Source organism: Protofrankia sp. Cj5, from assembly GCF_917627405.1.
In the GTDB taxonomy this organism is placed as follows: Bacteria; Actinomycetota; Actinomycetes; order Frankiales; family Frankiaceae; genus Protofrankia.
Genome location: NZ_CAKJTO010000092.1, coordinates 1 through 19,750, shown reverse-complemented (window position 1 = coordinate 19,750; position 19,750 = coordinate 1). Strand labels below are relative to the sequence as shown.

At 67.0% G+C, this 19,750-nt stretch carries 17 protein-coding genes and 1 pseudogene; 8 read left to right on the top strand and 10 right to left on the bottom strand.

Annotation, left to right across the window (positions count from 1 at the left end):
- From MJ777_RS17780 to MJ777_RS17770, 3 genes are all read left to right on the top strand, one after another.
- A partial coding sequence (locus MJ777_RS17780) for a glycosyltransferase (RefSeq protein WP_239377211.1) occupies positions 1–1,020 on the top strand: 1,020 nt, incomplete at its 5' end.
- A gap of 22 nt (positions 1,021–1,042) precedes the next feature.
- The gene (locus MJ777_RS17775) at positions 1,043–3,493 is read left to right on the top strand and encodes a nitrous oxide reductase family maturation protein NosD (RefSeq protein WP_239377210.1); all 2,451 of its coding nucleotides are present in this window, start codon (positions 1,043–1,045) and stop codon (positions 3,491–3,493) included.
- Complete coding sequence (locus tag MJ777_RS17770; RefSeq protein WP_239377209.1) at positions 3,490–4,560, top strand: right-handed parallel beta-helix repeat-containing protein; 1,071 nt, start codon at positions 3,490–3,492, stop codon at positions 4,558–4,560. The genes MJ777_RS17775 and MJ777_RS17770 overlap by 4 nt, the downstream gene beginning before the upstream one ends.
- Positions 4,561–4,692: 132 nt before the next feature.
- On the opposite strand, the gene MJ777_RS17765 is transcribed toward MJ777_RS17770, so the two are convergent.
- From MJ777_RS17765 to MJ777_RS17745, 5 genes and pseudogenes are all read right to left on the bottom strand, one after another.
- Entirely contained in the window at positions 4,693–5,097 is a 405-nt protein-coding gene (locus MJ777_RS17765; protein WP_239377208.1) for a DUF3817 domain-containing protein, read from the bottom strand.
- Positions 5,094–5,522 carry a hypothetical protein gene (locus MJ777_RS17760; RefSeq protein WP_239310419.1) on the bottom strand — a complete coding sequence of 143 codons (429 nt, stop codon included), beginning with the start codon at positions 5,520–5,522 and terminating at the stop codon, positions 5,094–5,096. The genes MJ777_RS17765 and MJ777_RS17760 overlap by 4 nt, the downstream gene beginning before the upstream one ends.
- A 262-nt stretch (positions 5,523–5,784) precedes the next feature.
- A pseudogene (locus tag MJ777_RS17755) lies at positions 5,785–5,979 on the bottom strand (IS5/IS1182 family transposase); the annotation flags it as partial.
- A gap of 396 nt (positions 5,980–6,375) precedes the next feature.
- Positions 6,376–7,572, bottom strand: a complete 1,197-nt coding sequence (locus tag MJ777_RS17750) for a hypothetical protein (protein WP_239377207.1) — start codon at positions 7,570–7,572, stop codon at positions 6,376–6,378.
- Positions 7,569–8,237 (bottom strand): SigE family RNA polymerase sigma factor, encoded by a 669-nt coding sequence (locus tag MJ777_RS17745; protein WP_239310417.1) that lies wholly within the window; start codon positions 8,235–8,237, stop codon positions 7,569–7,571. Before MJ777_RS17745 ends, MJ777_RS17750 begins: the two co-directional genes overlap by 4 nt.
- A gap of 972 nt (positions 8,238–9,209) precedes the next feature.
- Between MJ777_RS17745 and MJ777_RS17740 the strand changes: the two genes are divergently transcribed.
- The 3 genes from MJ777_RS17740 (at position 9,210) to MJ777_RS17730 (ending at position 11,698) form a co-directional block, all read left to right on the top strand.
- Positions 9,210–9,959, top strand: coding sequence for a DUF1778 domain-containing protein (locus MJ777_RS17740; protein ID WP_239310416.1), 750 nt, complete (start codon positions 9,210–9,212; stop codon positions 9,957–9,959).
- 55 nt (positions 9,960–10,014) lie between these two features.
- Positions 10,015–11,028, top strand: a complete 1,014-nt coding sequence (locus tag MJ777_RS17735) for an NAD(P)H-quinone oxidoreductase (protein WP_239345469.1) — start codon at positions 10,015–10,017, stop codon at positions 11,026–11,028.
- A 70-nt stretch (positions 11,029–11,098) separates the two neighbouring features.
- The gene (locus MJ777_RS17730) at positions 11,099–11,698 is read left to right on the top strand and encodes a bacterial proteasome activator family protein (protein ID WP_239345471.1); all 600 of its coding nucleotides are present in this window, start codon (positions 11,099–11,101) and stop codon (positions 11,696–11,698) included.
- A 115-nt stretch (positions 11,699–11,813) separates the two neighbouring features.
- Here the strand turns inward: MJ777_RS17730 and MJ777_RS17725 are convergent, their stop codons facing one another.
- The 3 genes from MJ777_RS17725 to MJ777_RS17715 form a co-directional block, all read right to left on the bottom strand.
- A complete protein-coding gene (locus MJ777_RS17725) occupies positions 11,814–13,253 on the bottom strand; it encodes a metallopeptidase TldD-related protein (RefSeq protein WP_239377206.1) in 1,440 nt (479 codons plus the stop codon).
- Entirely contained in the window at positions 13,250–14,824 is a 1,575-nt protein-coding gene (locus MJ777_RS17720) for a TldD/PmbA family protein (protein ID WP_239310428.1), read from the bottom strand. Before MJ777_RS17720 ends, MJ777_RS17725 begins: the two co-directional genes overlap by 4 nt.
- Before the next feature lie 86 nt (positions 14,825–14,910).
- The gene (locus tag MJ777_RS17715; protein WP_239310412.1) at positions 14,911–15,705 is read right to left on the bottom strand and encodes an HAD family hydrolase; all 795 of its coding nucleotides are present in this window, start codon (positions 15,703–15,705) and stop codon (positions 14,911–14,913) included.
- Between the two features lie 305 nt (positions 15,706–16,010).
- Between MJ777_RS17715 and MJ777_RS17710 the strand changes: the two genes are divergently transcribed.
- Positions 16,011–16,274, top strand: a complete 264-nt coding sequence (locus tag MJ777_RS17710; protein ID WP_239310411.1) for a phosphoribosyl-ATP diphosphatase — start codon at positions 16,011–16,013, stop codon at positions 16,272–16,274.
- A gap of 52 nt (positions 16,275–16,326) precedes the next feature.
- Complete coding sequence (gene hisG, locus MJ777_RS17705; protein WP_239310427.1) at positions 16,327–17,172, top strand: ATP phosphoribosyltransferase; 846 nt, start codon at positions 16,327–16,329, stop codon at positions 17,170–17,172.
- Between the two features lie 323 nt (positions 17,173–17,495).
- Here hisG and folE read toward each other — a convergent pair whose 3' ends face one another.
- Positions 17,496–18,113: a GTP cyclohydrolase I FolE gene (gene folE, locus MJ777_RS17700; protein WP_370651601.1), complete on the bottom strand. Its 618-nt coding sequence runs from the start codon at positions 18,111–18,113 to the stop codon at positions 17,496–17,498.
- 74 nt (positions 18,114–18,187) lie between these two features.
- Positions 18,188–19,750 (bottom strand): ATP-dependent zinc metalloprotease FtsH (gene ftsH, locus MJ777_RS17695; protein ID WP_239377205.1); only part of this gene is annotated, 1,563 nt, incomplete at its 5' end.

The window sequence follows — 19,750 nt, the reverse complement described above, 5'->3', positions numbered from 1 at the left end:
GACCAGGATCCCGATGAGATCATTATTGTTCCAGACGTCGAGGACACCGAGCTCATCAGGCGACTGACCAGACACGCCCGCGACAATCCGGTCATGCGGGTGATCCCGTTCGTGCACGAGGGGAAACGATCAGCGCTGGGCGTCGGTATCTCCGCGGCTACCAAGGAGATCGTGGTGCTCTGCGACTCCGACACCGCCTGGGAGCCGGGCCTGCTCGCCGCCGTCCAGATGCCCTTCGTCGATCCCAAGGTCGGCGGGGTCGGTACCCGCCAGAGCGTCTACAATGCGCGTACCAGTGTCTGGCGCAGGGTAGCGAACTGGCTGGTCGACATCCGTTACCTCGACTACGTGCCGGCGCAGGGCAGAGCCGGGGCCGTGGCCTGTCTGTCCGGCCGGACGGCGGCTTACCGCCGTGAGGCCATTCTCCCCGTGCTCCACAATCTGGAGAACGAGTTCTTCCTGGGCCGGCGCTGTATCGCCGGGGACGACGGCCGCCTCACCTGGCTCACCCTGGCATCCGGTTACAAGACCATGCACCAGGATTCGGCCCGCGCGATTTCGATGTTCCCGGACGGGCTGAAGCCGTTCATCAAGCAGCGGGTGCGGTGGAGCCGTAACTCCTACCGCTGCTATCTCACGGCCATCTACAAGGGCTGGCTGTTCCGGCAGCCGCTGATCTGCCAGATCAGCGTTCTGCAGATCCTGCTGACCCCGGTCACCATGGGGGTGGCCATGACCTACCTCGGGTTCTGGATAGCGCGCCCGCAGGCGAACGCTCCGCTGATTGCCATCGCCTGGCTCCTGGGTGGACGTGCCGTCCGTGGGTTCTCGCACCTGCGGGAGCATCCGCGGGACATCTTCATCCTCCCGGTAGTTGTTTTGATGATCGTAATTGTCGCCCTTCCGATCAAGACATGGGCGTTCATCTCCATGAACAAGCAGGGCTGGCTGACCCGCCGCGCCGACCTGATCGGCGGCGAGGGGCAGTCGGACGCGTCTGTTCGGATGAGTCAAAAATGATCGGAGTTTCATGATCACCCCGATGTCCGGACTCTCCGCTGCTCGGCGTTTGCTGCCCGATGCCCGTCGCCGCCCGCGGCACGGCGCGCACGCGCGAGCCGGTAGCGCGCTCGTCGGGATGGTTATGGCGCTAGTCTCAGGTCTTGCGTTCGCTCCTGGCGTTGTGGGCACCGCGGCAGCGGCGCCGCTGCCACCGCTGCCGCCGGTCACCTCCGCGGATGCCAAGCAACAGTCCAACCTGGTCGATACCGAGGACCTCCGGCTGCGGTCGATGTTCGCGAAGTTCGGCGTGCTGAAGGCGCCGTCCATCGTGCAGACCCAGGGCAGCCTGCCCACCCTGCTGCTGCCGGGCCGCCCGGCTCCCTACACGGTCGAGGACGTCGTTGCGGCTGGTGGCATGCGCAAGGACGTCGACGGCGCACTGCTTGAGCTGACCAGCATCGTCGTCGGGCCGAACGCGCGCTTCATCATCGACCAGCGCTTTGGGACGCTGCGGCTCGCCAGCAGCGCGGCGGGGTTCGTGGCGCTGACCAGTTGGCGTGGTGCCATTGAGATCAATGGAAACCCTCAGCAGCCGATGAATGTCATCTCCTGGGATGTCAAGGAGCTCAAGCCCGATCTCAATCCGGTTGACGGGCGTGGCTACATCCGCACGATGGGTGGCGAGCTTGTCGTGCGTAATGCGCGCGTGGCCAACCTCGGCTTCTGGAACGGCCGTACCGGTGGGCTCGCCTGGACGGGCAGCAAGGGGCAGCCCAGCACCGGCGGAGCGGCCAACTCCACATTCATCAACAATGTCTGGGGTGCCTATATCTCCGGTAGTGAGGGCATTCAGATGATCAATGTCCGGCTGGAGGGCAACGACCGGGCCGGTCTTGCCGTTCACCGGGACGCGGTCAGCACCCTCATCTCCGGCAGTACCGCCATCGCGAACCACGGTGACGGCATCACCATCGACCGTGCGTCAGGCTCCCGGGTGATGCGCAGCACGATCTCCGGCAACAGCGGTGACGGCATCACCTTGGACGGCCGCGGCATCGGCCTTGTCGCCACCGCCACCGGGGTACAGATCAATCAGGTCAAGGGCACCGTCATCGAGGCCAACAAACTGACCGACAACGGCCGCTACGGCATTCGCGTCCTCGGCGGTGAGGATGCTTCCGTCCGCGGTAACACGGTCGCGGGCAGTACGGTGGGAATCGTCATCAAAAGTGGCGCGAACGGCACCCAGATCGTCGACAACACGGTCAGCGGTGTCACCGAGTCCGCGATACAGGTAGGACCGGACGCCAAGCGGACGGCGATCACAACTAACAAGTTGTCCGACGGCCGGATGGGGATCATCACCCAGGACGCGCCGACGAACATCATCAGCCGGAACACGATATCGGGGGCGACTGAGTTCGCTGTCTCGATCCGGGGCCAGGCCGACGGGACGACGATAGGTAACAACACGCTGTCCGGCCGAGGCTGGCGTGCGGTGGACATCAACAAAGCTACTGGGATCACCGGCGCTGCCCTTACCGGTAACGATGTCTCGAACTGGATTCCACGGGTCGAGCGGCCCTGGTATTCAATCTTCGAGCGGCACCCCGCGTTGTTTGTCTGGTCCTTCATGGCGCTGCTGCCGATTCTGGGCTGGCGCATCCGGCGCCGCTGGCGCAAGCGGGCGGCGGAGCATCCCTATCCCGAGTCGGATCTACTCGTGCAGCGGATGAACAAGGTGAGTGATCCGAAGAGATCCGCATTGGCAGCCGTTGGCGTCAAGGAAGCGGCGGTGCCCGTTGGGGCAGCAGCTGCCATGCTGTCCGCTTCGCCGCCGGTTTCGGCCGATTCCGAACGGATGCCCATGGTTCCGGGGCAGGCCGGGCCCCGTGCGCCGAGCCACCGCGGAGCGGCCGCGGAGCAGCGGCCGGGGGGCAGCCAGCCCCGGCCCGCCGACGCGCCCTGGTTCGCTCCTGGTACCCCCGCCGCCGATCCCGGCGCCGCGCTGGTGCCCGCGGCCCTGCGGACACCGCTGGACGGCCCGACGGAGACGTTCCAGCGCCGGATACCGGAGCGGGCGCATTCCCCGTTCAGCCAGGATGACAACCCGACCATGGACGTGCGGTTTCAGCGTGACCGGATCCAGGGGTACCAGGACGACCCGTTGAACGGGCACGGGAATGGGAACGGGCATGGGCATGGGCATGGGCACGGGAATTTTTATGGGAACGCTCATGGTTACGACGACGACTTCCAGCCGGCGATCCGGCCGGAGCTCGCTCCATCAGCTGACCGATTCCCGCAGTGGAACGCTCACCCAGCTGAACCGCAGGGCTATCCGAATGCCGTTGATGAGGACACCACGACCATAGTCAGTGACGAAGGCGTGTCAGTGGTCAAACTCGACGCCGTCGGGCCGGCTCGGGCAATGATTTCCTACAACAATGGCCGGAGTCGCGACCGTCATGGGCGAAAGGACCCGGAGTGACGCCTGTCGCCATACGCCAGGGGCGGTTGCGGCTGTTTGCTACGGCCACCGCGGCCGTAGCGATCGCCACGGCGACCGCCTCCTGTCATGGTGACGATGCGAAATCGGTCGTGCCGGAGGCGCCCACCGCGCTGGCGGACGGGGTCGGGCTCTCCGGCCAGGCGCAGCAGGCTGTCTGCCCGCCGGGCGCTCCCACCGTCCACGACGCCGCCGGCCTCGAGAGCGCGCTGGCCTCGGCGAGCCCAGGCGCTGTCATCCGGATGGCCGACGGGACGTATACCGGCGAGTTCGTCGTCACCAAGGCCGGTACCGAGGGTGCGCCGATCTGGCTGTGCGGTTCGACCAGCGCGGTGCTGGACGGCGGGGATGACGCCGACTACGTTCTGCATCTTGATCATGCTTCTTTCGTTCGGCTGGTCGGTTTCAGCGTCCGCAATGGCAAGAAGGGCGTGATGGCGGATGCCACCCAGCGCAGCGTCATCGCTGGGCTGAGCGTCAGCGCTATCGGGGACGAGGCCATCCACCTGCGTGACTCCAGTTCGGACAACCTGGTGACCGGAAACACCGTGCGCGACACCGGACACCGGTCCGCGAAGTTCGGTGAGGGTATCTACATCGGCAGCGCGAACAACAACTGGTGCAAGATTTCGAACTGTAACCCGGACGCCAGTGACCGTAACTTCATCATCGGCAACAACATCGCTGGAACGACCGCCGAGAACATCGACGTCAAAGAAGGAAGTACCGGCGGTCTTATCTCGGGGAACGTGCTGTCCAGCGACAGGATGACCGATGACGGCGGTGACTCGTGGATTGACCTCAAGGGTAACGGGTGGATCGTCGAGAAGAACACGGGCAAGGGCGGCGGGGCGCTCAAGGACGGCATCCAGGAACACGTGGTGAAGGAGGGCTGGGGCCGCCGCAACATCATCCGGAACAACACGCTCGTGGTGAACGCGACCGGCTTCGGAATCTACCTCCATGACAAGGACGTCGGGAACGTGGTCGGCTGTGACAACCAGGTTGTGGGCGCGGCCGCGGGTTTTTCCAACGCCGCCTGTTCCTGACCGTGGCCCCGGCTGGCCGTGCCCTTCCTGATGGGCCCTTCCGGGCCCATCCTGACCATCTCCGGTGCCGTGGGCTGACCCCGGATTCACCGCCGGACCGGATGATCCGGGGCAAAGCAGCTGGCCGTCAACTCAGCTGGTTGCGCGTCCCAGTACCTGCCGGGTGACTTTTCGCTCGGCCACGAACGACAGGAACGGCACGGTTCCCGCAATCATGATCGCAAGAGTGTGGACGGGGCGAAACCGGCAGCGCGATGCCAGGTCCACGGTCAGGGCAAGATAAAGCATGAACAGGAACCCGTGTAGCGGACCCACGGTTTCGGCCACGATCGGCGTGCCCGCCAGGTACTTCAGCGGCACGCCGATCAGCACGAGGGCGATCAGCCCCACGCCCACCACGTATGCCAGTACCCGGAAACGCAGCAGTGCGCCACGGATCGCCTGCTCGCTGTAACGCCCTGTCCGGCCGCTGGCTGCCGGCAACGTGGGCGAAGCCCGGAGGGCATCGAGCGCGGTGTCATCGGCCGGGCTGGTCACCGCGTCCTCGGCCCTGATGACGCGTCCCGCTCGTGCAGCGTGGCAAGATAACGGTTGTACGAGGCCAACTCCGCTTCATCCTCCTCGTCCTCGATGGTGCTCTCGGTCAGGTCGCCGATGGTGAGCCGGTAGGCATCGGCGCGAGCCACGCCATCCGCTCCCAGTGGGGGCGCGCTGCTTGGTTCGGTTTCCGGTGCTGGCGTCGGCGTCGGGTGAAGTTCCTCACGCAGCATCTGCCACCAGCCGAAGACTACGGCGGCAGCGAAGATCGGCCACTCTACTCCGTAGAAGAGATTCTGCAGCGTACCGCGTGCGGACTGCCCCTTCTCCCACTGCCACCAGCCGAGTCGGGCGAAAAGGCCGATCAGGAAGAGGGCGAGCGCATGGCGGAACAGCCACGAGGGTGAGAAGAGGACTCGGCGCACACTTGTGACGCTACCTCCGGTCCGTGCCCGGTGGGGCGGCCTGCCCGCCCCGGCTGGGGGGGGTTAGCGAGGAACGAGCAGGCCGAAACGCACGAAACGGCGTTCTGGTCGATCATGAAGATCCCCAGGGACGAACTATCCGTACGTTCACATGTCCAGTCGCTCCAGCTCGCTGGATGGTTGCCGCGTCCGGAACATCTCTTTGCGGTTGTGGGAGGGCCGTTCGGCCACGGCGGTTTGGACCGCCCGGCAACAGGGGCGTCCGCTCGTGGCCGGACCCGTGGACCAGCGAGTCGACGACGTGTTCGAAGAGGGTCCGGTCGGGGACGCGGCGGCGGTGGCAGCCCAGCGGGTGGGTGGGGTCGAACTCGGAGAGCGGCCCGCCGCGGTGCTCGGTGAGCAGGGCGGCGAACTCGCTCCAGATGGGTTCGAGCAGGGATGATGGGAGGACAGGCACGGACTCCTCCAGCGGTCGCGGACTGTGCTAAGAGCGACCGGCAAGAGGGGACGCGGCGTCACGGGGCCAGGGCACGCACCTCGCGTCGTTGTCGTCAGTCGCCACCCAACACCAGGGTGGCTCCCTCCTCCGCCTCGCGATGCACGCACCCCAGCCCCGCTCCTTGATCCACACCCCTCTTGCCGGGCGCTCTAAGAGCGACCGGCAAGAGGGGACGCGGCGTCGCGGGGCCAGGGCACGCACCTCGCGTCATCGCTGCCCGTCCATCGCTGCGCGATGCACGGGTACCCCGGCTCGTCAGTCGCCACCCACCACCTCCGGTGGCTGCCTCCGCCGCCTCGCGATGCACGCACCCCAGCCCCACTCCTTGATCCACACCCCTATTGCCGGGCGCTCTTAATCCTCGAGGAGTACGGCCGCGGCAAGTGAGATCTGTCCCGAGGACACCGCTCCTGGCGGCCACCGGGACGAGGTCCCGCCGTCGTGTTGGAACCCCGGGAACTGGCCATCACCGTCCCTGTCTCCGGCCGCGGCCGACACCGTGACCGTCAGGCTGCGCGGCCCGGTGACAGCGCCGAAGCTGATCCGGACAACCGTGTCGGCCCAGCGGCCCGCCTGGGGCGCCACCAACGACGCCGGGGGGCTGGGCTGTCCGTCGAGGGTGGCTTGGACCTCGCCGCGGACTCCGAGGGTGCCGAGATACAGGTCCAAGTGGCCGTCCGCGGCCGCCGCCAGCGAGACGGTCAGCTTGAGCTCACCGGAACCCGGTACGGCCAGGCGGCCGGTGTAATCCCTGCCGGTCGCCTGCGGCCTGCCGCCGCTCCAGTCGAAACGGCCCCTCGTTCCGGTCACCGCCGTCGGGCTGGCCCCGACAATGCCGAGCTGGCCGATGAGGGGGTTGCGAAGGTCCGCGCGCGCTTGTTCCCGGACGGGGAAAGTGTTCCCGAGCCCGTAGAGTACCCAATCCCTACAATTTCGCAATGGAAGGATGATTGTTTGTGCTGGAATTGCGAATGAGGAGATTGCTATCTGTTGATCGTTGATGATCGATGTTGTTGCCGTGGCTCGGGGTGTCGCGGGCGTTGTGGTATTTGTCGCGAGTGGCGCCGCGGCCGGTTCGGCCTGGTCCGGCCCGTCCAGGGGGGAGTTCGTGGGTGATGCTGGCAGGGCCGGGGAGTGGGGCGATGCCGAGGTCGAGGGCGCTGGTGCCGCTATCGCGGTGATGGGCCGGCGGTCGTCGAACGGTGGGATGGCCCGTACGCCGATCAAGGTGATCGCGGCGATGCTCAGCATGCCGGTGGCCATGCCGATGACGATCATTGTGGGGCGGCGCGGAAATGGCCACGCGGAACGGCTCAGCCTCGATCGCAGGCCGCCGCGTGGCGCTGAGCGCGCGCGTTGCCGGCTGGCGTGGGGAGCACAGGCGCGATCGCCTGGTGCTGGCGCGCCGCCAGCCGCCCTGGCCATGCGTCCGCGGATTTCGGCGGTGTTCGGCTCGTGCGTCAACGCCGCTCTGGTCAGCGCGGCCGGCAGCCACGACTCAGCCTCGATGTGGGCGCGGCTGCCACCGTGCCTACGACGGGCGCCTGTCACGTGGCTTCTCCTCCCCGCAATCGCGCCGGTGGGTCAACGTCTCGCCGCGGGCGCGACAGCCCCTTGCGCGCGCCTGTTTTCGTCCCTCCTCTGGCCGGGGGGGTGGCCACCGGTGGGGACGACGCCACCCACGCGGTCTCATGGGCGCTTGCGGCCAGTAGCCGTTCCAGCTCGCCCGCGCCCTTGGACGTCTGGCTCTTGACCGTGCCGACGGATATTCCCAGGGTGCGCGCGGTCTCATGCTCCGACAGGTCGAATGCGTAACGGAGCACCACGCATTCCCGTTTGCGAGCGGGAAGCGACATCAACGCGGCCCGGACATCGACGACGGCCGGTACATCGGTGTCGACGCTGTTGGTCTCGGCCATGTTGCCGAGCATCCCCAGACCGCGCCGTTCGCGCATGATCCGCCGCAGCCGGCTGGTTGCCATGTTCGCGACGGTACGGCGCATGTATGCCAGGGGATTGTCCACCTGTCGCACCCTGGCCCAGTGCCGCCAGGCCGCGGTGAACGCGTCGGCGGTGATGTCGTCAGCCGCGTCGTGATCGTTGGTCAGCAGGTAGGCGAGCCGCGCGAGCTGGCGATGATGCTGTTCGAAGAAGACGTGGAACTCCGCTTCCGAGCTGGCGGACCTGTCACCATCGGTGTAGTTGTCCCGTTCCAACCGGAGTGCTCCCGTAGCTCGTCCGATGGCCGACGCGTTCCCGGCGGTTCGATGATGATCGAGGGGTAGCCCCGCAGGCAACGCAGTCGAAGTATGTCTGACTGCCAGGGTGCGGTCTCGATCGGGTTGGCGTAACTTGACAATCCGACAACATAACAAGATCAAAGTTTTTCTTGCGTAGAGCTGCTTGCCACGACTAACTGTTTACTGCATGTAGTTGCGTGCAGCGCACGCTCGTCCGCCGCCGCGGTGAGCGGGGTCCTGACAAGTGGGTCGCGGTCGTTGCTGGATCTCAATGGTGATGTTTCCCCACACCGCCGGCCAGGGTACTCCCGCGCATATGGCTGCGCCGCGCGTTAACGTTCAGTCCAAGCAGGCCGTTCGTCCCCACCAGCCTGGCACACCACCCCCGCTTGATCCGGACGTTCCCGTTCCGGACGATCCGGGCCCCCTGCTGCCGGACGCCCCGGACCTCCCGCCCGCGCCGCACGAGCCGTCGCCGTACACCACGCCCGCTCCGGCGGAGCCCGAACCCGAGCCGGCATGTGTGCCCGTACGGGATGCCCTCGGTATCTCGTGGGCCTCAGCCCCTGAGCTGGTTGTGGCCTGGGTTTCCCGCGGCGTAAGAGCCGACGACCGGCAACAGGGGACGCGGCAGCGCCGGGGCTATCGCGGGGCTGGGCTGCGCACCTCGCGTCATCGCTCCCCATCCATCCGCTCCCCATCCATCGCTGCGCGTCCATCGCCGCGCGACGCACGGGTACGCCGGCTCGTCGGTCGCCACCCACCACCTCCAGTGGCTCCCTCCGCCGCCTCGCGATGCACGCACCCCAGCCCCGCTCTTTGACCCACGCCCCTATTGCCGGTCGCTCTTACCGGTTCCGCCGGGTGTTGGGATGATTCGCCGCCTGTTACTTTGGGTAGAGTATTTAGGTTCATAGAGTAATGCCATGGGGTGCTGGAGGTTCACGGATGTCGATGGTGAAGATTGATCCTGTCGGTACCGGCGAGAACGGACGCGTCTGGCGCCTGTTGGCCGCGGCCAGCGACGCGGCAGGTATTCCGGTCGCCGATTTCGTGATCGCTCATGCCACCAGGGCGGCGACCGACGTCCTGGCGGACCGTCGGCTCTTCTGCCTCTCGACCGAACAGGAAGATAACCTCGGCGCGCTGGTTGCGAAGCCTCCGCGACTGCCGGCGGGGCTTGCGAGCCTGCTGCAGACAGCCGGGCACGGCAGCGGCGCGCACGGGTTCAATGATATTGAAACGCTTGCGTCCCATCATCGCTGTTCGGCGTTCGACTGCGGATCGTTGCCGACAACGACCTGGTTGCGGGAACAGGCACTCGCCGCGGCGCGGAGCGGGCGTAACCGGGTGCGGGTCATCCGGCGGGGCTCTGGAGACGATGTCGCTGGTTATTACGCGCTGTCCAGCGGCAGCCTGGTGGGGGATGGCGGACAGACACCGGTATTGATCATTTCCAGGGTTGGTGTCGACCTCGCGGATCGCCACCGCGGCGTCGGCCGGGTACTCGTGGCTGATGCTCTGCGGCAGGCCGCGTATGCGGCGGGACCAGCCCACACGCCCATCCTCATCATTCATGTCGAGGACGCCTCGGCTCGGGAGTGGTGCCGAAAACTGAAGATTTTCTCCGGCTCGCCGTCGGACCCCTACCATCTGTTGCTGCGTGTCTGTGATCTGCGGCTGGCGATCCCGTCCTGAGCGTGGTGCCGGAGCGTGGTGCCGGAGCGCCGCGGCACACGGATACCGTGTATCTGTGTATGCCGTGACAGCGATGTCGCCAGGTGGCCCTGAGGTCATGTCCTGGGCCGAGGTGGCCGATCTGCCCCTCCCCGGTCCGGGTGAGGTGGCCATTGAGGTGGCCGCCTCCGCGGTGAACCGGGCTGACCTACTGCAACGACAAGGTCTCTATCCGCCTCCGCCAGGCGCTTCCCAGGTGCTCGGGCTGGAGTGCTCCGGCCGGGTCGCGGCGATTGGTGACGGCGTGACTGCCTGGCGGGTTGACGACGAAGTCTGCGCGTTGCTTTCCGGCGGTGGGTACGCGACCAGGGTCAACGTGCCCGCCGCCCAGGTGCTGCCGGTGCCGGCTGGTGTGTCGCTGGTGGCGGCGGCCGGGCTGCCCGAGGTCGCCGCCACCGTCTGCTCGACGGTGTTCGGGCTGGCCGGCCTGAGCGACGGTGAGGTGTTCCTCGTGCACGGCGGAGCATCGGGGATCGGCACGTTCGCGATCCAGGCGGCGCGGGCCCTCCGGCCGTCGACGACCATTGTGACCACCGCGGGCAGCCCGATGAAGCTCGCCCGAGTCCGCGAGCTCGGAGCCGATTGTGCTGTTTCCTACCGGGACGAGGACTTCGTCGCCCGCCTGAAGGAGTTCACCGACGGCCGCGGAGCGGACGTCATCCTTGACAATATGGGTGCTTCCTACCTGGCTCGCAACGTGGCCGCGCTGGCCGTCGAGGGGCGGCTCGTCGTGATCGGGCTTCAGGGCGGCGGCAGAGGTGAACTGAACCTCGGGATGTTGCTGGCGAAACGGGGCGTCGTGCACGCGGTGTCATTGCGTGGCCGGCCGGAGGCGCAGAAGGCGGCGATCGTGGCGGCCGTCCGCGAACGTCTCTGGCCGGCGGTCGAGGCAGGGGCGATCATGCCGGTCGTCGATCGGGTGTTCCCGATTGAGCGGGTCGCTGACGCGCACCGGCACGTCGAGGCTCTCGGGCACGTGGGTAAGGTCCTGCTGGCGCTGCCAGGTTCGGAATACTCCGAATACCACTGAAAGTGGCCAGGTCGGGACTCATCTCCATCCTGCCTACATGTTTGCCGGAGCGACCAGGCAGGATGGACCCATGGCAGATCAACCGGACCCACAGATTGTGATCATTGGACCGGACGGTGCTGTGAACGCCGCTACGGCGGGTGCCAGCTCACGGATGGCGCCGGCTGATGTCGGTGGCGACACAGCCACGCCCCCGGTCCCCGGCGGTGGCGCTGACGGCGGCAGCGGCGGGGACGGTCACGGTGACCAGTCGAACATGCTCATGGAGATGGTGTCCCAGCCGGACAAGGTTATGCGGATAGGCTCGATGATCAAACAGTTGCTGGAGGAGGTGCGGGCGGCACCGCTGGATGAAGCAAGCCGGCTCCGCCTCCGGGAGATCCACCGTAATTCGATCAATGAGCTCTCCAGCGGCCTTGCTCCTGATCTTCAGAACGAGCTGGGCCGGCTCACGCTCCCCTTTGACGAGACGCAGACGCCGAGCGATGCCGAACTCCGGATCGCTCAGGCCCAGCTCGTCGGCTGGCTCGAAGGACTCTTCCACGGCATCCAGACGGCGCTGTTCGCCCAGCAGATGGCCGCGCGGGCCCAGCTGGAGGAGATGCGGCGGCGGGCGCTGCCGAGCGGTTCCCAGTCCGGAGAGCAGTTCGGTCGCGGCGCCTATCTGTAGACGCCGGCTGTATGCAGCCGGCTGAATATATCCACAGGTGATATATCCGTAGGTGCCGTCCGCGCGGCCGGACTGGGCCCGCGTCATGGGCTCGCGTCATGGGCTCGCCACCCGGTCAGCTGGCGGGGCTGACCGAGCTCATGTTGAAGTCGGGGATGCGCACAGCCGGCATCCGCGCAAGCGTGAACCAGTCCGCCCATTCGCGTGGAAGCGTCCGGACCGTGGTCCCCACCTCGGTAAGCCGGCCCAGCAGGTCCACCGGGCTCTCGTTGAAGCGGAAGTTGTTCACCGTGCCGGTGACCTCACCGTCCTCGATCAGGTAGACGCCGTCACGGGTGAGCCCGGTCAGCAGGAGGAGCCGCGGGTCGACCTCGCGGATATACCACAGGCAGGTCAGCAACAGCCCACGAGAGGTTTTCGAGATCATCTCGTCCAGTGAGGCAGTCCCACCACCATCGAGGGTCAGGTTGTCGATGAACGGGGTCACAGCCTGGGCGCTGGCGCGGGCCGACGCTCGGGTCTGGAGCAGCGCGGTCAACGTGCCGTCTGTGATCCAGTCGGTGCGCCGCAGCGGCAGCCCGTTGTCGAACACACTCGATGTCGCGGATGAGGATGTCGCGATGACGAACGGTGTCGCTAACAGCTCCGGGTCGAACGGGTCGCTGAACAGGCGCAGGCCGGGCGGGCCGAGTGGCTGACCGATTCTGGTCCCGCCGCCGGCCTGGCTGAAGACCGTGCGTCCCTCGGCCGCGTCGCGGCCAGCCGCCGACCAGTAGGCATAGCTGAGCAGGTCCGCGACGGCGGACGGCGGCAGCAATGTCTCATAGCGGCCGGCCGGCAGATCCACCGAGCGCGCGGCCCAGGCCAGGCGCTGGCGCAGGAGGACGTCGGTGTCCGGCACGGACACGTCGGTGAAATCGTGTGTTGACTGGCCATGCCACACCGAGCCGCCAGGCGTTGCGCTCTTGGCGTTCCATTCCACGGAGCCGGCCGGCTGGCTGTGGCGTAGCCGGAGCCCCGCGGAGGTGCCGAGCCAGGTGGTGGTCAGCTCGTGCTGAGCGAAGCCGAACAGGCGGCGCCCGTCGGCCCGTGCCGCGTCGAAGGCGTCGCCGAGGTCGCGGGCGAACTCGGCGAACACACCGGTGCTGGTGCGCTGCGCGGGGTCGGTGAAGGTCGCCGCAGCCTCCGCCGCCGCGCGCGCGGCCGCCGCTGTCCCGCCGGACGAGCCCGCCTGGGTGCTGCCGGCGTCGGGACCAAGCAGCTCGGCGTAGTCGTCGGCGTTTTCAGCCTCGCGGGCGTCAGCCTCGGACAAACGCAGCAGCTTCGTCAGGGCGTCGCCATCGGTGACATCGCTCGCGGAGCGGACCCCGAACGCGCGGCCCACCACGCTGATCACGGTGACGGAGCGATCCCGGGCCGCGCCGTTGGTGGTCAGCGTGTTGTTGGCCCAGCGGAGGTTCACCGTGCTCGACTCGTCGGCAATCACTACGCAGCCGTCGGCCCGTGACGACGCCAGCGCCTGTTCAACGACCTCGTGGGACCGCAGCGGGCTCACCGGCCTGCCTCTCGCTGGGTGTTAAGGATGTTGATGCCCCGCAACAGCACGGACGGACAGCCGTGGCTCACCGCGGCGACCTGGCCGGGCTGGCCCTTGCCGCAGTTGAACGCGCCGCCCAGGACATAGGTCGCCTCGCCGCCCACGGCTTCCAGCGACCCCCAGAAGTCGGTGGTGGTCGCCTGGTAGGCGACGTCGCGCAGCTGCCCGACGAGCTGGCCACCGCGGATCTCGTAGAAGCGCTGGCCGGTGAACTGGAAGTTGTACCGCTGCATGTCGATCGACCAGCTCTTGTCGCCCACCACGTAGATCCCGCGCTCCACCCGGGAGATCAGTTCGTCCGTGGACGGTCCGCCCGGTGCCGGTTGCAGCGACACGTTCGCCATCCGCTGGATCGGCACGTGCCCGGGGGAGTCCGCGAACGCGCAGCCGTTGGAACGACCAGTGCCCAGGGCGGCGGCGTTCTGCGCGGCCATCCTACGGTCAAGCTGGTAGCCGACCAGGGTTCCGGCGCGGACGATGTCCCACTGGCCCGCCCGCACGCCTTCGTCGTCGTAGCCGATCGTCGCCAGGCCGTGCGGGGCGGTGCGATCACCGGTGACGTGCATGGCGGGGGAGCCGTAGCGCAATGACATGATCTTGTCGAGGGTGGCGAACGAGGTGCCCGCGTACGCGGCTTCGTAGCCGAGCGCACGGTCAAGCTCGGTGGCGTGGCCGACCGACTCGTGGATGGTCAGCCACAGGTTGGACGGGTCGATCACCAGGTCGTAGTGGCCTGCCTCCACCGAAGGCGCCCGGCTCTTCTCCGCCAGCAGGGACGGGATCAGCGCGATTTCGGCGTCCCAGTCCCAGCAGCCCGCGGCGGTGCCCGCCACCAGCCATTCCCAGCCGCGGCCGACGGGCGGCGCGATCGTGCGCATGGTCTCGAACCCGCCGGCGGCGCGATCGACACAGGTCGCCTCGAGCTGGCAGATCACTCTGACCCGTTGTTGGGTGGTGGTCGTCCCGGCCAGGTCCGCGTAGAACTTGTTCTCCATCACCTGCCCGAGCCGGCCGTCGACATGGTCGACCTCCGGGGCAGCCAGCAGCGTGCGGCACAGCCCGCCGACCCGTTCGATCTTCTCGGCGGTTTCGATCGTGAACGGGTCGACCGTGTAGGCCGACACCCATACCGCGTCGGTGTAGACGGGCTCGTCGGCCAGCTCCACCGGTTCGCTGTTGAGCGGTCGGGCCACCCGCGCGAGTTCAACGGCCTCCTTGGTCACCCGGACCGCTTCGTCGGTGGTGAGATCGACGCTGGCGGCGAATCCCCACGTCCCACCGTGGACGACCCGGACGGCGAAGCCGGCCGACCGGCTGTCGCCACGGCTTTCCAGACCGCCGTCGCGGAACGACAACGACGCGTCGCGGATCCGTTCGATGCGGATGTCGGCGTGGGTCACGCCAAGGTCACGGGCGGTCTGCAGCACGGCGTCCGCGAGCGCCGCGCGAGGCAGCGCCAGGAAATCGGGATCAATGTCATGGGACGGTGGATGGGAGGCGCCTGGGCTGGTGCCCGCGGCACCGCCCATCCCAGCGCCCCCCGCCGAGGTGGTGGCAGATGTGGCCATGACCTCATCCTGGCCTCCATCGAAATGATCTTTTTCAATGGGCAAGCTCAGGGGAAGATGCGTTCGATGACGTGGGCGACACCGTCGGCGTCGTTGGAGGCGGTGATCTCATCGGCCGCCGCGAGGACGTCCGGATGGGCGTTGGCGACCGCGACAGCGTGCCCGGCCCAGGCGAACATCGGTAGATCGTTCGGCATGTCACCGAAAGCGATCGTGTTCCGCGCGGGCATGTTGTACTGTTCCGCGATCTCCGCCAGGGCGACTCCCTTGGAGACGCCCGCGCCGGCAATTTCGACGAGATCGTGACTCGAGGTGGTGACCTCGGCCGCCGAGCCCGCGATCCCTACGATCGTGGCCCGGGCGCTGGCCAGCATGGTCTCACACAGCTCCCGGCGGACCAGAAGCTTCGTCGCGGGCATTGTCAGGAGAAGTTCGGTTATATCCCCGACACGTTCGTGCGGATCGGGCCATATCGTGCTGAAGGCTGGTTCCCGTCCGAACTGGCTGCCGCTTTCCACCGCGAAAGACACGTCCGGTATGGCAGCCCGGATTTCAGTGGCCAGGCGCAGCGCGGTGGTGACGTCCAGCGTGCGATGCCTGACCACGCGATGGCTGTCCAGATCATAGGCGATTGCGCCGTTAGCGCAGATTGCCAGGCCCGACGCGCCGGTCTGGGCCACGATCTCGGCCATCACCCGTGTCGGGCGGCCGGTGACGAACACGACGAGCGCGCCGGCGCCGCTGACTCGATGCAGCGCGGCTCGGGTACGAGCGGAGACCGAGCCGTCTGTTCGGATCAGGGTCCCGTCGAGGTCAGTGGCGACGAGCGCGGGATGGAACACAGTCGTTCAGTAAACCGCATGCGGATCGGGGCCGGCGGCGGGTTGTGGTGATCGGGCGGTGGATTCGTGCGCCCGCTCCCGGGCTGGCCCCCGCCCGCTCGGGGCGGTGGTGCGTTACCATCTGGGTGGTCTCCCGATATGTTCACGTCCGGCTGGACGAGGCTTCCTGGCTGCGGGAAGCTCCGTCGTGGTGCTTGTCGAGCGCGGGCCTACCGGATTCCGGACAGCCCGGACAGCGGACAGATCCTTTCAGCGGCCAGAATGATCATTTTTGTGACCGGTGGGAAGGCAGGGTCTCCGCGGCGATGAAAACGTACGATGAACTGTATCTGGAGCTGGCTGGAAAATGGCGTGAACGAACGCCTGGATCGGGTAGCGTCGCCGCCCTTGAGAAAGGGATTCACCATATCGGGAAGAAACTGCTCGAAGAGGCTGCTGAAACCTGGATGTCGGCCGAGTACGAGGGGTCCGAACGTGTCGCGGAGGAGTTGTCGCAACTGCTGTACTGGAGCCAGTTGGTGATGATTTCCGCGGGTCTCACACCGGCCGACGTATACTCAAGGCTGTAACAGTGGGCCTGCTGTGCGCAGCCGGTGCCAAAACCGTGACACGGGGGCTATGATGCTTCGACTAGCAGTGCCCAACAAAGGGGCACTGGCCACGGCATCCAGTCAGCTGCTCGTCGACGCCGGCTACCGGGCGCAGCGAGAATCGGCGGAACTTGTCATCGCTGACGGCGAGAACGATGTGGAGTTTTTCTTTCTCCGGCCCCGTGACATCGCCGTCTACGTCGGGGCGGGTCACCTTGACATCGGCATCACCGGCCGCGATCTTCTCATCGACAGCGGCGTCGCCGCTGACGAGCTGCTGCCGCTCGGCTTCGGATTCTCGTCCTTTCACTACGCCGCGCCACTGGGCACCTTAGATGATCTCGCCGGCCTGGCCGGGACGCGCATCGCCACGTCATTCCCCGGGCTGGTCGCGGCCGACCTGGCTGACCGTGGCATCGACGCCCGCATTGTCAAACTGGACGGCGCGGTGGAGACGGCTGTCCGGCTCGGAGTGGCCGATGTCGTCGCGGACGTGGTGGAGACCGGGCGTACGCTGCGTGCTCACGGGCTGGCCCTGGTAGGTGAGCCGGTGCTGCGTTCTGAAGCCGTCGTCTTCGTGAAGAAGGGCTTGGAGCTCGTCCCCGCCCACGAGCGCCTGCTGCGCCGGATCCAGGGTGTTCTGGTCGCTCGGCGTTATGTGATCATGGATTACGACGTCCCCAAGTCTTTGCTTGAGAAAGCATGTGGGATTACTCCGGGCTACGAATCGCCGACGATTTCACCACTGCAACGCGAGGACTGGGTGGCCGTGCGAGCGATGGTGCCACACGCCGAGGTGAACCGAGTGATGGATGGCCTGTGGGAGATCGGCGCCCGAGGCATCATCGTCTCCTCGATCCGAGCCTGCCGCCTTTAGAGCGCCCGGCAATAGGGGTGTGGGTCAAGGAGTGGGGCTGGGACCGAAACAGCAAGGAAGCGGTCCTGTCAGGGCCGGTGTCGGACTGGCCCGGTCCCTGACAGCCCGCGATGAGCCCTCACTTAGAGGCTCCGGCAATAGGACTGTCCGGCTCGCGGCGCCCGGTCGGCGCCTCGCGTCATCGCTCCCCGTCCATCGCCGCGCGATGCACGGGTACCCCGGCTCGTCGGTCGACGCCCAACACAGGGCGCCTCCCTCCGCCGCCTCGCGATCCATCCGCCCGGGCGCCGCTCCCTGATCGAACGCCCTATTGCCGGAGCCTCTTAGCGATGGCTGAGGATCAGTGACATCCCCTCACCGCGGGTCGCGGTGTTCAGGAACTGGCCACGTACGGCTGAGGTGACCGTACGGGCTCCTGGTTTACGGACTCCGCGCATGGACATGCACAGATGTTCGGCCTCGACCACGACCATGACTCCACGGGGTGACAGCGCCCGCTCCAGCGCGTCGGCGATCTGGGTCGTCAGCCGTTCCTGCACCTGCGGACGGCGCGAGTACAGGTCGACGAGCCTCGCCAGCTTCGACAGCCCGGTGATCTGCCCGCTTTCGTTCGGGATATAGGCGACATGCGCTTTGCCCGCGAACGCGACCAGATGGTGTTCGCACAATGACGTGAAGTCGATGTCGCGAACCAGCACCATCTCTTCGTGACCTTCGTCGAAAACGGTGGTGAGCACCTCGGACGGGTCCCGCCCGAGGCCCTCGACCGCCTCCTGATAGGCCCGCGCGACCCGTTCGGGGGTTTTACGCAGGCCTTCTCGATCCGGGTCCTCCCCGATGCCGATCAGAAGCTCACGAACAGCGCGAGCCACCCGGTCGTGATCGAAGGGACGGATCAGCCGTGATTCCGGCTCCAGCCGCTGCCGCTCGGATACACCGATCCCAGCGGCATCCGCGGGAACGTCGACGGGAGCTGAAGATGTGTACCCGGTAGATGCGAGACCGTAATCGGCCGTCAACGGCGTCCCCTGTCGTCGTTCGGCAGTGTCGGCGGTGCCCATGGATTGGAGATCTTCGGGGTGTTCGAAGTCGGCTCCGCGGGGGCCGCGCCACCGTCCGGGTTCTGCTCCGCCGTTCTGGCCGAGTCATCAGGGGGAACCTGAGCGGTCCCGGAGCCATTCCCACTGCCCGCCGGCAGGCCGCCGCCGTTGCCGTGCGCGGCACCATTGGTACGGCCGCCCTGACCGGCGGTGGTGCTGGGGATCAGTTCCGGGACGCCGCCGGGTTTGGTCAGCCCCAGCTCGGCTGGGGTCATCACCGGCGGCCGGTCGGACGGGAGGCGCTTGCCGACACCCGTGTACGAACCGCGGCTGGACCGTTTCTGGACCGTCGCGAAGATCTCCAGGACCTCGTCTTTGCCGAGCGTCTCGACATCCATCAGCCGCAGAACGAGATTGTCCAGCACGTCCCGGTACTGAACGAGGATCTCCCAGGCCTCGTCATGCGCCGCCTCGATCAGATGCCGAACCTCCGCGTCGATCTCCGCGGCGACCTGTTCGGAATAGTCGCGCTGGTGGCCCATGTCGCGCCCGAGGAACACCTCGTTGCTCTCGCCGCCGAACTTCAGCGCCCCCAGCTTGTCGCTCATGCCGAACTGGGTGACCATAGCGCGGGCGATCTTCGTTGCCTTCTCGATGTCGTCGCTGGCGCCCGTGGTCGGCTCGTGGAAGACAAGCTCCTCGGCGGTCCGTCCGCCCAGGAACATCGCGAGCTCGTCCAGCATCTCCGATCGGGTGCGCAGGTAACGGTCCTCGAGCGGCAGCTGCATGGTGTAACCGAGCGCCCGGCCGCGGGGCAGAATCGTAACCTTGTGGACGGGATCGCTGTTCGGCAGGGCATGCCCGACGAGGGCGTGCCCGCCCTCGTGGTAGGCGATCCGCTTCTTCTCCCTGTCGCTCATGACCCGGTTCTTGCGTTCCGGCCCGGCCATCACCCGGTCGATCGACTCCTCCAACAGGGCGGGGGAGATGAGCTTCTGATCGGACCGTGCTGTGAGCAACGCGGCCTCGTTGAGCACGTTCGCGAGGTCCGCGCCGGTGAACCCCGGGGTGCGGCGCGCGATGATGAGCATGTCGACATCCGGTTCCATCGGCTTGCCCTTGGCATGCACCTTCAGGATCGCCTCGCGGCCGAGGAGGTCGGGGCGGTCGACAACGATCTGCCGGTCGAACCGTCCCGGCCGTAGCAACGCCGGGTCCAGGATGTCGGGCCGGTTTGTCGCCGCGATGAGAATGACGCCGCCCTTGACGTCGAACCCGTCCATCTCGACCAACAACTGGTTGAGGGTCTGTTCGCGTTCGTCGTGGCCACCGCCGAGCCCGGCGCCGCGGTGGCGTCCCACCGCGTCGATCTCGTCCACGAAAATGATCGCTGGGGCGTTGGTCTTGGCCTGCTCGAACAGATCCCGTACCCGGCTTGCGCCGACACCCACGAACATCTCGACGAAGTCCGAGCCGGAGATCGAGTAGAAGGGCACCCCGGCCTCACCCGCGACCGCTCGGGCCAGCAGGGTTTTGCC